Below are 14169 nucleotides of genomic sequence, written 5' to 3'. Positions count from 1 at the left end.
TATTTTTTTACAATTACCTGTTAATGTAGATCCAACCTTGTTTGTCTATAGAACCATTACCATCTAAATCTATTTGATAGTAATATGAACTAGACTCCGGTAAAGAGCTGGAATTTCCTTTGTAATGTCCATCCCAATCATTTTGGTAATTTCTGGCAACAAATACTTCAGTTCCCCAACGATTGAAAACACGTATTAGTGAGTTAGGATAATTTTCAATATTAGAAATAACCCAAGTATCATTAATACCATCTCCGTTTGGAGTAAAAGCTTCAGAAATATTCATTTGATCTTTATCACAAGCATCACCTATACCGTTATGGTTGCGATCTTCCTGATAAGGATTAGCTGTAATTGGGCAATTGTCTGATACATCTAAAATTCCGTCATTGTCATCATCATTATCACAATTGTCTGGAATCCCGTCATTGTCATTATCTCCAAATTTATTTACAACGGTCACTTTTGCAGTTGCAGTTGCTATATTTCCAGCTTTATCTTTTACTGTTAGCGTAACAGTATTTACACCCACATTTGTACAATTAAAAGAAAGCTTATCAAGAGTTATTGCAGCAATTCCACAATTATCTGAACTTCCGTTATTAATTTGATTGGCTGTTATTGCAACATTTCCGGAAGCATCAAGTTCAACAGTAAGATCCTGAGTTTTTGCAACTGGAAGAACACTCTCTTTAACCGTTACAATTGCAATCTCTGTAGAAACGTTTCCGTTTACATCCTTAACAGTAAGTGTTACTATATTTTCTCCAACATTATTACAGCTAAAAGTATTTGGACTAACCGTAATTGAAGCAATTCCGCAAAGGTCAAAACTTCCGTTATCGATTTGAGCAGCTGTTATTGCCGCATTTCCTGTAGCATCAAGCTGTACTGTTAAATCTTTAGTAATTACAGTTGCTGCAATTTTATCCTGAATAGTTACTGTTGCCGTTTTAGACGATACGTTTCCGTATGCATCTGTAGCCGTCAATGTAACCAGGTTCGCACCAACATTGGCACATGTAAATGTATTTGGCGAAACCACTAAAGTTGGAGTTCCACAAGAAAACGTTGATCCGTTATTAACATCAGCAGGAACAATAGAAGCATTTCCTGATGCATTAAGCGCAATCGTGATATTTTTCGTTAATACATTTGGTAAAATTTTGTTTTCAATTTTTACGATTGCAGTTGCAAAAGAAGAATTTCCTGATGCATCTGTAGCCGTAAGAGTAACTGTATTGTTACCTATGTTCGCACATGAAAATGTATCTGGTGAAACAGTCCATGCAGTAATTCCACAATTATCAGTTGAATTATCATTAACATCAGTTGCCTGAATTGTCACAATACCTGTAGCATCAAGCTGAACAGTAATATTTTTTGCTGCAACAGTTGGAGCAATTATATCTTCAACAGTTACAATAGCATCTTTAGTATCAAAATTTCCGCTATTATCTGTAACTTTTAACTGAACTGTGTTTTGACCAAGATTCGCACAAGTAAATGATGTTATATCCAAGTCGATAGTAGCGATTCCGCAATTATCAGATGAGTTGTCATCAATATCAGAAGCCTGGATTGTAGCGTTTCCTGCTGCATCAAGCTGAACTGTGATATTTTTTACCACAACAATTGGGACCATTTTATCTTCGACAGTTACAGTAGCTGAAGCAGATGAAACATTACCATGAATATCTGTAACTTCTAAATTAACGGTATTTGCACCAAGATTTAAACAAGTAAATGAAGATACATCTAATGTTCTTGTATTAATTCCGCAATTATCAGATGAATTATCGTCAATATCAGAAACCTGAATTGTTGCAACTCCTAATGCATCCAGTTGAGCAGTAAAATTTTTAGTTACAACAGTTGGCAACTCAGTATCGTTAACAGTAATTTTTTGAGTATATGTAGCAAAATTACCAGCAGCATCTTTTGCTGTCCAAATAACGTTTGTTGTTCCTACAGGATAAGTTCCTGAAGCATCTGCCGTTGTGTTAAAGTCATTTCTTAAACTCACAACTGCACAATTATCTGTAGCTGTTGGCGCTGTAACAGTAACTACAGCTGAACAAAGTCCTGCATCTGCAATTTGTGTTTGATCTGCAGCAGAAATTACAGGTTTTTCATTATCTTTTACTATAATATCGAAAGAACATTCTGTACTAGTATTACCACTAGCATCTGTTGCAGTATATTTTAAAGTTGTTGTTCCTACCGGGAAAACTGAACCAGATGTTAAACCTGTTACATCAGTTTGTGATGCAACAATTGGAGCAGATAATAAAGAAATAACTACTTTACCCATTCCTGAATTTATTGCGGCAACATTTGTTTGGTTTGTTCCGGAATTAAAAGATCCTGATCCATAATCAGTATGTGGATTATTGTAATCGTTTCTATTAACAACGGTTCCTCCAGTATATCCGCCGCCGCCGCCGCCTTCATAATATGCACCGCCACCGCCGCCAAAACCACCAACACCACTAAAACATATACTATGATCACCACCAATACCACCATTTACAAAAGAGAGTCCAAAATCTGAATTCATGAATAATACCCCATTACTTATTAATCCGCCTCCACCACCGGCACGACCTCTAGAATCTCCTCCGCCGGTTCCGTTATTGGTTGTATTAGCGCCTGGACCATCAAAATTAAACTGTGACCAGCTTTCTCCGTTTCCGCCTCCGGCAACAATTAGCGGCGTATTAAAACTATCTGTCACAAAAGAACCACCACCACCACCGGCAGCTCTGTTACCGCTACTACAATCTATATTCGTTTCTCCTCCGGTTTGCCCAACGAGAATTTTTATAACCTGACCTGCCGTAAGAGAAAATTCTCCATACATATCGGCTCCTCGTCCTGGTTTTCTTATATTATTTTCTGAATTATCACCACCCTCAGCTCCAAGAGCACGAATTGAATACAATCCGCTAACCGGAACTTTCCATTCCTGAATTCCCTGAGTATTTATAGTAACCACTCCAGGACCATAAGCTGTATCACATTGAGCTTGAGTTGGACCAAATCTTCCTGTTGAACCTGCATTTGTAAATGTCGCAACGACAGGAACAGTATTCGTACAATTATCAGTAACTACCGGTGTTGTAAAAGTAACTACTGCACCACAAATCCCGGGATCATTATTAACTTCAATATTATTAGGACAAGTTATAACCGGCACAATATCATCTACTACAGTAACCGTTGCCGTAGCATAACTTTTATTTCCATCTGTATCTGTAACAACGAGATTAACGGTATTATCACCAATATTTGAACAGCTAAAATTAAATGAAGGTTTCAAAAATGCAGGCGAAGGTTCATATGAAGCACTTATAGAAAGTATCTTACCTACATTAGGGCAAGGATCACCTCCCATATTAGCATTACTTATAAAAATACTGGCTGAATTGTTATTCAATAAATAAGAAGAAACATAAGATTGAGTATTTGAATAACAAGAAGGATAAGAAGCATCTGTACAACTTTTGGCTGATGAACCATAGATTGCAAAATCTACCGTCTTGAAAATTGATCCTGTACCTGCAGCAACTAACAGTGTACTGTTCTCATTTCCTGTAACACAAAGTGTCCCGGCAGTAGCAGTTGTCAACATATAACTGGCAATACCTACATTATCTGTAGAGCCATTATCCACATCCTGGGCATTGACTGTCACATTTCCGGAAGCATCGAGCTTTACGGTTATGTTTTTTGCTTTCGCAACAGGTGGATTTTGAGCGTATATCATATTGCTTAAAAGAAATAGGATACCCGCTAAAAAGAGTAATTTTAATTTCATACTGGTTTGTTTAGATTTATTTACCAACAAAAATATATTGAAATAAAATCGTCGAATAGCCCATTCGGACACATCAATAGCCCGAAACGACCAACGGTGTTTTCAAAAAAAACAAGTGAATACAAAATGAGAATTTCATCAATTTAAAACACTGAAAAACAATTGATTAAAAAATTTATAATTATTTTTTCAATGTTAAAAAAATCATAAATAAATCACAAAAGTAGAGTCGAAAAGACGAAAAAGAAAGAATTTTACATCGCTTAAAAGCGTATTTCTGAAGGCATTTTTCCAAAACGTTTTTTAAAGTTTGCCGTAAACTTGCTGGAACTCTTATAACCCGTTGCCAAAGCAATATTTTTCATCTGCATATCGGTATTCTGAATCATCTGCATCGCAAGAAGTAATTTCTTTTCTTTATGATATTGCATCATCGAAACACCATGAACAGATTTAAAAGTAAGTTTGAGTTTTGTTGCAGACATATTTACTTTTTCGGCAATATATTCTACGCCTAAAAAAGGTTCAGCAATAGTATCTAAAAGTAATTTTTCGGCTTTTGCAATCTTTCTGTAATCCGGAGTTTCTGATGGACTAAAATTACCAATTCGCTGATCTATGAAAGCATTTTTAAAAAAAGTAGAAATCAGTTGAAATGTTTGTGTTTTTAAAATTGCCTTACTCAGCAAATCATGATTGTTCTTTTCCAGATTAATCAAAATTTCTTTAGATAATTCGGCAGCATTTGGCACAATATCCTGATACGTAATAAATCCTTTATCTGAATTCAGGAATTTCTTAATCTGATTGTCTTCCGGAAGTGTCTGAAAAGAAAAATTACGTTCTGCCCATTCCTTACTAAACCCATACAAATAAAATTCGCAAACAGAACCTTTATAAAAATAAGCACCAACCTCTGTTCCAGGTCTTTTAAATCCCCAATATTTGCTTGAAAAAGGAGTTTTATCAGCAAATGTATTTTGTAGTTTTACTTCACTTTCAAAAACCGAAAAGGTAAGTGTATAATAATCAATAGGAAAATCTTCATCGTAGATTGCTTTCAGCATCACGTTTTTCTTGAAAGTAATACTAGTGGCGATAATCCAGAAACCTTCTTCGATTTCACGATAGCGCATTACTCCCTTAGAGAAAGGATTATTTCTATAAACCGCCTGCTCTTCTACAACATGTTTTACTGATGGCGAATTGACAATACTTTTTACAATAATCTCAGGGGAATTTGACAAATAAGGCAGCTCAAAAAAACCATCTCTATAAAAATTTATATTCTCTTTTATGAATTTAACCCACTTTCCTACGTTCATATAATTCTGCTCAAATCTTAATTTTCTCTAAAAACCGAAGGTAATTCTCCAAATCTTTTCTTGAATCCTGCTGCGAATTTACTCGCACTTTCATAACCTGTTATGGCAGCAATTATCTGAATTTCGATTTCGGACTTTTGAAGCAACTGTTTTGCAAGAAGCATATTTTTTTCTTTGTGGTATTGCAACATCGAAAATCCAAATACAATTTTAAAATTAGCTTTCAGTTTCGTGGGAGATGTATTAACCTCTGACGCAATTTTATCTATTCCTAAAAAAGCAGATTGTAAATTGTGTAAAATCATTTTCTCGGCCTTTGCCACATTATAGTAATCTAAATTGCTCAGCGAAATATTATCTGCAATACGGCTGTCTTCAAAAGAATTATTAAAAAATTCAGTTATTAACTTCATACAGCACTTACGTAATTCTGGTGTGCTTAAATGTATTTTATCTTCAGCTTCTAAGATTTTTGATATTTTTTTTGATAACAAATGGGCTTTCGGGGCGAGATCCAGCCAGGTATAAAATCCTTTCTGAGTATTAAAAAAGCTTTCAAGCACTCCTTTTTTACAGAATTTTTCGGATTTAATATTTTGGTCCACCCATTCCTTATTTATGGCAATGTTAAAAAACTTGCCCTCAGTTCCTTTGTAAAAATAAGTGGCAACTTCAGTTTCCGGTTTATAAAAAGTCCAGCAAGTACTTAGCAGGACAATATCTTCAGAATCCTTAAAAGGGAATTTATATTCGAAAACAGAAAACGATAATATATAGTAATCTTTTAGATGATCCTTTGTATATATGGCTTTTGCAAGCACATTTTCTTTAAGTGCAATATTGGTCTCCAAAATCCAGAAACCTTCTTCCATTTTTCGATACCGCATTTTTCCTTTCCAGAAAGCATTATCAGATGAGATTAATTGTTTTGCAGCGTTATGCTTTATTACGGGTAATTTTATGAGACTATCCAACATCACCTGAGGAGAATTAGACAAGTATGGCAATTCGAAAAAATCATCTTTTAACAAAAAAAGAAACTTTTGAATATGTTTTGCCCAATCGTTTGTGGTCATGTAATTTAGTAAATCTACGGCGGTTAAAATCAAGTCCAAACGTACGGAATTCACTCAAACAAAACAATGTTTTCAAAGGAGTTATCTCAAAAAAATTTAACATTTTGAAACAATCTTTTTTTTTGTACTATTAATATGAAAAATTGCAATTCAATACACAATAAATTGGCATTTCTATTTTATAAAGTATCTTTGCAAAAACACAACTACAAATGAATTATTTTTCTTCTGATTTTAAATTAGGAATATTAGGTGGAGGACAATTAGGCAAAATGCTTTTGTCTGACACTCGAAAATTTGACATACAAACTTATGTTTTAGATCCAAGTGATGAAGCTCCGAGTAAAATTGCCTGTAATAAATTCTTCCAAGGCGATTTGATGGATTATGAAACGGTTTACAATTTTGGAAAACAAGTCGATGTTCTTACTTTCGAAATTGAATTGGTAAATCTTGAAGCTTTAACGCAATTAGAAAATGAAGGATTAAAAGTTTATCCTTCTCCTAAAACTTTGAAAGGGATTCAGAACAAAGGGGTTCAAAAAGATTTTTATACCGAAAGTAATATCCCAACAGCAGCATATTTAAGATTTGAAAGTCCGGAACATTTGCAAAAATCAGTTGGAAACAGCGAAATTACCATTCCGTTTGTATGGAAATGTACTGAGTTTGGCTATGACGGAAATGGCGTAAAAGTCATTCGTCAGATTTCAGACATGGATGATTTACCAAATGTAGAATGTATTGCTGAAACCATGGTTCCGTTCAAAAACGAATTGGCGGTTATCGTAGTAAGAAATCCATCGGGAGAAATAAAAACCTATCCTGTTGTCGAAATGGAATTTCACCCGGAAGCCAATCAGGTAGAATATGTAATCTGTCCCGCCAGAATCGACGAAAAAGTAGCAGAAAAAGCCAGAGAAATTGCACTTAATGTTTCAGAGAAATTTAATCATGTTGGTCTTCTTGCCGTTGAAATGTTTCAAACAAACGAAGATGAGATTCTGGTAAACGAAGTAGCACCACGCCCGCACAATTCAGGTCATTATTCTATAGAAGCCAGCTATACATCACAATTCGAAAATCATTTACGCGCTATCCTTGATCTTCCATTAGGAAATACGGACAGTAAAGTTGCCGGAGTTATGGTAAATTTAGTTGGCGCCGAAGGTTTTTCAGGAGATGTAGTTTACGAAAATATCGAAACCATTTTAGGATGGGATGGTGTTACACCACACATTTACGGCAAAAAACAAACACGTCCTTTCAGAAAAATGGGCCACGTAACCATTGTAAATGAAAATATGGTCGAAGCAAGAAGAATTGCTGAGGAAGTTAAGAATACAATTAAAGTTATAAGTATATAGTTTTCAGTCCCGGTCGCAGTTTTCAGTCTCTACAAAAACTTTAAACCTGAAACAAAACACAACAAACAAAAAAACATGAGCAAAGTAGCTATTATAATGGGAAGCATCTCTGACGTGCCAGTCATGCAAGATGCCATCGACATCTTAAAACAATTCAATATCGAAACTGAAGTTGATATCGTTTCGGCACACAGAACGCCGGAAAAATTATTCGATTTTAGTAAAAATGCACATACACGCGGAATTTCGGTAATTATTGCCGGAGCCGGAGGAGCTGCACATTTACCTGGAATGGTTGCTTCGATGTCACCACTTCCTGTAATTGGAGTACCTGTAAAATCAAGCAATTCTATTGATGGGTGGGATTCAGTTTTATCGATTCTTCAAATGCCAGGCGGAGTTCCTGTTGCAACAGTAGCTTTAAACGGAGCAAAAAATGCCGGAATTTTAGCTGCACAAATAATTGGAAGTCATGATAAAAAAGTACTTGATACTATTATTGCCTACAAAGAAGAATTGAAAGCAGCGGTTAATAAAGCAGCTGAAAGTTTGAAATAGTTTTTATATTTAGTCACGGTTTTCAGTCGCAGTTTTCAATGTAAACTGTGACTGAAAACTGTGACTGAAAACTAAAATTATGCCTCATCTTCAATTTCTTCCAAGACTGATTCAAATTCATACTCATTTATATCTTCTTTATTTATCCAGTTTTCTGAAGTAACCAGATTATAATTGATGTTATCTTCTGTATTTAATTCCCAAATAATATTTTCAGCTTCAGGAAACGCAATATTTTGAGAGATTTGATTTTCGAATAATCTTTTGATCAGATTTCGATCAGACAAACCATTATTCAATAATTTCAGCACATTTTCGGCGGTCAACTTTTGTGCTTCACCATCAGTTGGAGTCATAGAAAAATGAACAATAGACGCTTTTGCATTGGGGAATTTCCCATTATAAGCTTTAAAAAGTAATTGATTGATATGAAACAAAGTTCCCTGCATGTCTATTTCGGGATATTCCTCGCAAACTTTATCAATTAACATATTGTGTGCTATTTGCTCAATTTGACCCTCGGTTAATCTATCAGGAAATTTATATTTCAATACTATTTCGGCAGCTTCGTTAGGCTCGTAATCCGAGATAGCCATTTCTAGCAATTCCGGCAGACTCGCTTTGTCTGCTGTTGCTCCGTCAGGATAATTGAATTTTTCTAATAACTGAACAAGATCTTCACCAGACCAATATCCTTCTACTTCGTTAACTGTATCAATTCTCTTTATTACAATTTGATAATTCATCATTTTCTGTTTTACAATTTCTGATTAGCATTATTTATTCTAATCGTATTTTTTCAATTTACGCTTTTTAAAACCCTTACAGAAATAAATAACATATCTATAACACAATTTAAGAGGATTTTATGTCCAGAATCGATTTTGTTTAGATGTTTAGATTTTTATAAATTACTATCTTTGGAATTCAAAAATATTGACTTCAATTAATAAAATAATTATATCATAATGAGTGTTTTACTTTCAAAATTTACTACCAAATATAATACAGCCCCTTTTTCACAAATTAAAATCGAAGATTATATTCCTGCTTTTCAAGAAGGAATTGCTTTGGCTAAAGCCGAAATCGATGCAATCGTAAACAATCCTGAAGCACCAACTTTTGAGAACACTGTTGCAGCAATGGATTTTACCGGTGACATTTTAGATAGGCTTTCGAGTGTTTTCTTCAATTTGAATTCGGCTGAAACAAATGACGAAATGCAAAAAATAGCGCAGGAAGTTTCGCCTTTATTGTCAGAATTTGGAAATGATATTACATTAAACGCCGCTTTATTTGCTAAAATAAAAACAGTTTATAATCAAAAAGAAACCTTAAATCTAAATCCGGAACAAACCACGCTTTTAGATAAAAAATACAAAAGCTTTTCCAGAAATGGAGCGAATCTACCCGAAGATAAAAAAGATCAATTAAGAGAAATCGATAAGGAATTATCAAAACTGAGTTTACAATTTGGCGAAAATGTCCTGGCAGAAACCAATGCTTTCGAATTGCATTTGACAGATGAAAAAGATTTAGCAGGATTACCGGAAGGAACTATTGAAGCAGCGAGATTATTAGCAAAAAGCCAGGAAAAAGAAGGCTGGATTTTTACCTTAGATCATCCGAGTTATGTGCCGTTTTTAACTTATGCGGACAATCGTGAATTGCGTAAAAAAATGGCGATTGCTTTTGGTGCAAAAGCATTTCAGAATAATGAATTCGACAATCAGGAAAATGTCCTTAAAATTGCCAAATTACGTTTTGAAAGAGCCAATTTATTAGGTTATAAAACACATGCACATTTTGTTCTGGAAGAAAGAATGGCCGAAAGTCCGGAGAAAGTTTTTTCTTTCCTGAATGATTTATTGGCTAAAGCAAAACCTGCCGCTCAAAAAGAATTTGCTGAATTAACGGCTTTCGCCAAAGAACTGGACGGAATAGAACAATTAGAAAAATGGGATGGTGCTTATTATTCTGAAAAACTAAAACAACAGCTTTTTAATTTAGATGATGAAAAATTGAAACCTTATTTTCAATTAGAAAAAGTTTTAAACGGCGCTTTCACAGTTGCCGAAAAATTATACGGATTAACATTTACAGAAGTTTTTGATATTGACAAATACCATGAAGAAGTTACCACTTATGAAGTAACAGATGCTGATGGCAATTTAGTTTCCATTTTCTACGCTGATTTCTTCCCAAGAAAAGGAAAAAGAAATGGGGCATGGATGACTTCGTTCAAATCACAATCTATAAAAGACGGCGTAAACGAAAGACCGCACATTTCGAATGTTTGTAACTTTACAAAACCAACCGAAACAAAACCATCATTATTGACTTTTAATGAAGTAACGACTTTATTCCACGAATTTGGTCATGGTTTACACGGAATGTTGGCCAATACAACTTATCCAAGTTTATCAGGAACTTCTGTTTTCTGGGATTTTGTAGAATTACCAAGTCAGATTATGGAAAACTGGTGTTACGAACCCGAAGCTTTGGCTTTGTTTGCGAATCATTATGAAACCGGAGAAATTATTCCGATTGAATATGTACAAAAAATCAAAGAAAGTGCCAGTTTCCAGGAAGGTTTGGCAACTTTACGTCAGTTGAGTTTTGGATTATTAGATATGGCTTGGCACGGACAAGATCCAACTTCTATTACAGATTTAAAAGCTTTTGAAACGGAACAATTTGCCAACACACAATTGTATCCTGATGTAAAAGAAAATGCGATGAGTACCGCGTTCTCTCATATTTTTCAAGGCGGATATTCTTCCGGATATTACAGCTACAAATGGGCTGAAGTTCTGGATGCTGATGCTTTTGAATATTTCCAGGAAAACGGTATTTTCAATCACGAAGTAGCAACAAAATTCAAAGACAATGTACTTTCTAAAGGAGGAACTGAACATCCTATGATTTTATACAAGCGTTTTAGAGGTCAGGAACCAAAACCTGAAGCTTTATTGAAGAGAGCGGGATTGCTTTGATTATTTGGTATCTTTGTTAATATTCAAAACCTTTGAAAGATAAAAATCTATATATTATTGCTGGTTGTAATGGAGCTGGGAAAACTACAGCTTCATATACAATTTTACCCGAAATTTTGAACTGTAAAGAATTTGTAAATGCAGATGAAATTGCGAAGGGATTATCCCCTTTTCAACCTGAGAAAGTAAGTTTTGAAGCAGGAAGAATAATGCTAAATCGTATTGGCGAATTATTAGAAAAAGAAGCTGATTTTGCTTTTGAAACAACTCTTTCTGCAAAAAGCTATATTTCAATTGTAAAAAAAGCTAGAAGCAAAGGGTATTTCGTAACATTAGTTTTCTTTTGGTTAAACTCAATTGAACTTGCAAAACAAAGAGTAATAATTAGAGTAAGTGAAGGTGGGCATAATATTCCGGAAGATGTTATTGAAAGAAGATATATAAGAGGAATTAAGAATTTTTTTAAAATTTATTTAAATGCATGTGATAATGTAATGCTATTTGATAATTCTAACAGATTACCTATTCTTATATTAGAAAAAGAAATGAATGAAGAACCAGTTATTATAGATGAAAATCTATTTAAAAAAATAAATAACTTACAACATGACAAAAGATAAAATCAAAGAATTACAAAATAAAATAGTTGCAGGTCTTGAAGTTTCATCAAAAAGGATGATTGAAAACAAAAAGAAAATTAATGGAAAAATTGTTGTTTATGCTGATGGAAAAATTCAGACTATAAACGCTGTTGATATTAAAGATTAAAAAATAAAATATAATTGAAAAAATACATTAAAATTTTCGTCTTCCTTTCTGTTCTTGGATTAGCTGCTATTCTTTCTGTAAATTATTACGTGAAATCTTCGACTAAAAAACATATTTATTATTCCATGAAAAAATTTCCTAAAAATGATGTCGGAATTATTTTTGGAGCGGGAATAAGCGGAGATCAGCCAGGTAAATATTTAAAAGATCGACTTGACGCAGGAATTCAATTGTACAAATCAAACCGAATAAATAAAATTTTACTTTCGGGTGATAATGGACAACACGAATATGATGAACTAACGGTAATGAAAAATTACTGCTTTAGAAACGGTGTTGATACAACCAAAATATTCATTGATTATGCCGGCTTCGATACTTATTCGACAATGTATCGTGCGAAGCATGTTTTTAAGATAAAAAAGGCCACTTTAATTTCTCAGGAATATCATTTAAACCGCGCCATTTATATAGGGCAAAAACTTGGGATAAAATGTGTTGGTTATTCTGCAAATGAGGGAGAATATCCGGGATATAAATATGTTACCTTTAGAGAATATGCGTCTATTTTTAAAGCGTTTTTTGATGTTTTAAGAAATAGGGAACCTCGCTTTTTAGGGAATTCTATTGATATTAATGGCGTTTCAAATTATTCTAAAGAAGACAAACGATAAAAATGATCAGGCTAATTATATCGCTCCGCCGGAGCTTTGTTTCGTTGTAATCCTTTTTCTATAAATATTCTGCTCCGCCGGAGCAGCTAAAAAAGGGCTGACTCGATTTGAGACAGCCCTTTTTCAATTTTTAAAATAAGTCTTTATTCTTTATATTTTCTATTCTCTTAGATCTATTTTCTTTATTCTTTCTCTAAAACTCTTTTTGCTAATTTTCCAACGGTAAGTCCCTGTACTACAATCGAAAATAATACTACGATATAGGTTACTTCCAGCAACAGATTTTTATATTCTCCTTCAGGCATTGAAAGTACCAATGCAATAGAAACTCCACCACGAATTCCTCCCCAGACTAATACCATTAAAGAACCTTTGCTGTAGGCAGATTTTATACCGAAAATTTTAAATATATCGAAGAATTTCCAAGGCAAAACGATAGAAGCAATTCTAGAAAACAGCACTATAAAAATAGCGACACAACCCGTTAGCAATTGTTTATTTAAATCTGGTAACAATAACAATTCAAAGCCAATAAATAAAAATAAAATAGCATTTAATATTTCATCAATAAGTTCCCAAAACTTCCCTAAGTAATCTTGAGTTACTTCGCTCATAGCAACTTTTTTTCCATAATTTCCAATAATCAATCCAGCAACTACCATTGCCAACGGACTTGAAACATGTAAACTTTGAGCAATAAGAAATCCTCCCATTACAATAGAAAGCGTTATAAGTACCGAAACCTTATAGTCATCGATTTTCTTCATAACTCTCGATGCCGTATATCCTAAAACAGCTCCTAATAAAAGTCCGCCTATTCCTTCTTTTGCAAACAACCATGCGATAGAACCAAAACTCATGTCAAATGCAGGATCGGTTGCCATTTTTAAAACCACAGCAAACATAACAACTGCTACTCCATCATTAAACAAAGATTCACCAACAATTTTGGTTTCTATTCTTTTTGGAACTTTTGCTTGTTTTAAAACACCAAGTACTACGATTGGATCCGTTGGAGATATTAATGTTCCAAAAACTAAACAAAATATATAAGGGATTTTTATTCCTAAAATAGGCGCAATATAATAAAGCAATACAGAAATAATTAATGCTGACAAGACAACACTAACTGTAGAATAAATCATAATAGGAACTTTTTGCTCTTTAAGATCAGACATATTTACATGCAATGCTCCTGCGAACAAAAGAAAATTTAACATCGCCCCCATTAAGATTTCGTTGAAATCAAATTCTTTTATCAATTCAAAAAAATGTTTTGTAGTAGCAGGAAAATAAGAATCTCCTAAAAGACGAATCCCTACAGAAACTAACATTGCAATAATCATTATGCCAATAGTTCCGGGAAGTTTTAAAAATCTTAGATTTAAATAGGCGAAGAAAGAGGCCAATACAATTAGTATTGAAAAAGTGTAATATAATTCCATAAAAAAGTGATTTTTACAAAAATATATTTCCATTATCTAATACAAAATTTCATTTCCTAAATTAACATAACTTTACAATTCTTAAAAAATGGCCTTTAAACAATTCCTGAAACGCATATAAGATCTTAAAGACATGAAGT

General features: G+C 33.7%; 11 protein-coding genes. 6 read left to right on the top strand and 5 right to left on the bottom strand.

What is annotated here, in order from left to right:
• Positions 1-13: 13 nt before the first annotated feature.
• The 3 genes from BXU01_RS15350 to BXU01_RS15340 form a co-directional block, all read right to left on the bottom strand.
• Positions 14-3820, bottom strand: coding sequence for an HYR domain-containing protein (locus BXU01_RS15350; protein ID WP_083694029.1), 3807 nt, complete (start codon positions 3818-3820; stop codon positions 14-16).
• Between the two features lie 263 nt (positions 3821-4083).
• A complete protein-coding gene (locus BXU01_RS15345; protein ID WP_083694028.1) occupies positions 4084-5145 on the bottom strand; it encodes an AraC family transcriptional regulator in 1062 nt (353 codons plus the stop codon).
• A 17-nt stretch (positions 5146-5162) separates the two neighbouring features.
• Positions 5163-6221 carry an AraC family transcriptional regulator gene (locus BXU01_RS15340; RefSeq protein WP_083694027.1) on the bottom strand — a complete coding sequence of 353 codons (1059 nt, stop codon included), beginning with the start codon at positions 6219-6221 and terminating at the stop codon, positions 5163-5165.
• Between the two features lie 212 nt (positions 6222-6433).
• On the opposite strand from BXU01_RS15340, the gene BXU01_RS15335 reads away from it, so the two are divergent.
• Together BXU01_RS15335 and purE are read left to right on the top strand one after the other, a co-directional pair.
• A complete protein-coding gene (locus BXU01_RS15335) occupies positions 6434-7588 on the top strand; it encodes a 5-(carboxyamino)imidazole ribonucleotide synthase (protein WP_083694026.1) in 1155 nt (384 codons plus the stop codon).
• A gap of 75 nt (positions 7589-7663) precedes the next feature.
• On the top strand, positions 7664-8146 hold the full coding sequence (gene purE, locus BXU01_RS15330) for a 5-(carboxyamino)imidazole ribonucleotide mutase (protein ID WP_083694025.1): 483 nt from the start codon (positions 7664-7666) through the stop codon (positions 8144-8146).
• A gap of 77 nt (positions 8147-8223) precedes the next feature.
• Here the strand turns inward: purE and BXU01_RS15325 are convergent, their stop codons facing one another.
• A complete protein-coding gene (locus BXU01_RS15325) occupies positions 8224-8892 on the bottom strand; it encodes a hypothetical protein (protein WP_083694024.1) in 669 nt (222 codons plus the stop codon).
• Positions 8893-9114: 222 nt separating this feature from the next.
• Here BXU01_RS15325 and BXU01_RS15320 point away from each other — a divergent pair, with 222 nt between their 5' ends.
• The 4 genes from BXU01_RS15320 to BXU01_RS15310 all read left to right on the top strand — a co-directional run bounded on the left by BXU01_RS15320 (position 9115) and on the right by BXU01_RS15310 (position 12584).
• Positions 9115-11142, top strand: a complete 2028-nt coding sequence (locus tag BXU01_RS15320) for a M3 family metallopeptidase (RefSeq protein ID WP_083694023.1) — start codon at positions 9115-9117, stop codon at positions 11140-11142.
• A gap of 32 nt (positions 11143-11174) precedes the next feature.
• Positions 11175-11762 carry a zeta toxin family protein gene (locus tag BXU01_RS15315; protein WP_083694022.1) on the top strand — a complete coding sequence of 196 codons (588 nt, stop codon included), beginning with the start codon at positions 11175-11177 and terminating at the stop codon, positions 11760-11762.
• Positions 11749-11910 carry a hypothetical protein gene (locus tag BXU01_RS23680; protein ID WP_165689799.1) on the top strand — a complete coding sequence of 54 codons (162 nt, stop codon included), beginning with the start codon at positions 11749-11751 and terminating at the stop codon, positions 11908-11910. Before BXU01_RS15315 ends, BXU01_RS23680 begins: the two co-directional genes overlap by 14 nt.
• Before the next feature lie 125 nt (positions 11911-12035).
• Complete coding sequence (locus tag BXU01_RS15310; protein WP_255373780.1) at positions 12036-12584, top strand: vancomycin high temperature exclusion protein; 549 nt, start codon at positions 12036-12038, stop codon at positions 12582-12584.
• A 182-nt stretch (positions 12585-12766) separates the two neighbouring features.
• On the opposite strand, the gene BXU01_RS15305 is transcribed toward BXU01_RS15310, so the two are convergent.
• Positions 12767-14029, bottom strand: a complete 1263-nt coding sequence (locus BXU01_RS15305) for a sodium:proton antiporter (protein ID WP_083694020.1) — start codon at positions 14027-14029, stop codon at positions 12767-12769.
• Positions 14030-14169 lie beyond the last annotated feature (140 nt).

It is taken from the genome of [Flexibacter] sp. ATCC 35103 (assembly GCF_001975985.1).
In the GTDB taxonomy this organism is placed as follows: domain Bacteria; phylum Bacteroidota; class Bacteroidia; order Flavobacteriales; family Flavobacteriaceae; genus Flavobacterium.
The sequence above is the reverse complement of the archived record's forward strand: the minus strand, read 5'-3'. Positions and strand labels throughout refer to the sequence as shown.

Bases quoted from the DNA above. Each gene is read 5' to 3' on its own strand.
- BXU01_RS15350 (WP_083694029.1), bottom strand. From the start codon at position 3,820: ATGAAATTAAAATTACTCTTTTTAGCGGGTATCCTATTTCTTTTAAGC.
- BXU01_RS15345 (WP_083694028.1), bottom strand. From the start codon at position 5,145: ATGAACGTAGGAAAGTGGGTTAAATTCATAAAAGAGAATATAAATTTT.
- BXU01_RS15340 (WP_083694027.1), bottom strand. From the start codon at position 6,221: ATGACCACAAACGATTGGGCAAAACATATTCAAAAGTTTCTTTTTTTG.
- BXU01_RS15335 (WP_083694026.1), top strand. From the start codon at position 6,434: ATGAATTATTTTTCTTCTGATTTTAAATTAGGAATATTAGGTGGAGGA.
- purE (WP_083694025.1), top strand. From the start codon at position 7,664: ATGAGCAAAGTAGCTATTATAATGGGAAGCATCTCTGACGTGCCAGTC.
- BXU01_RS15325 (WP_083694024.1), bottom strand. From the start codon at position 8,892: ATGAATTATCAAATTGTAATAAAGAGAATTGATACAGTTAACGAAGTA.
- BXU01_RS15320 (WP_083694023.1), top strand. From the start codon at position 9,115: ATGAGTGTTTTACTTTCAAAATTTACTACCAAATATAATACAGCCCCT.
- BXU01_RS23680 (WP_165689799.1), top strand. From the start codon at position 11,749: ATGACAAAAGATAAAATCAAAGAATTACAAAATAAAATAGTTGCAGGT.
- BXU01_RS15310 (WP_255373780.1), top strand. From the start codon at position 12,036: ATGAAAAAATTTCCTAAAAATGATGTCGGAATTATTTTTGGAGCGGGA.
- BXU01_RS15305 (WP_083694020.1), bottom strand. From the start codon at position 14,029: ATGGAATTATATTACACTTTTTCAATACTAATTGTATTGGCCTCTTTC.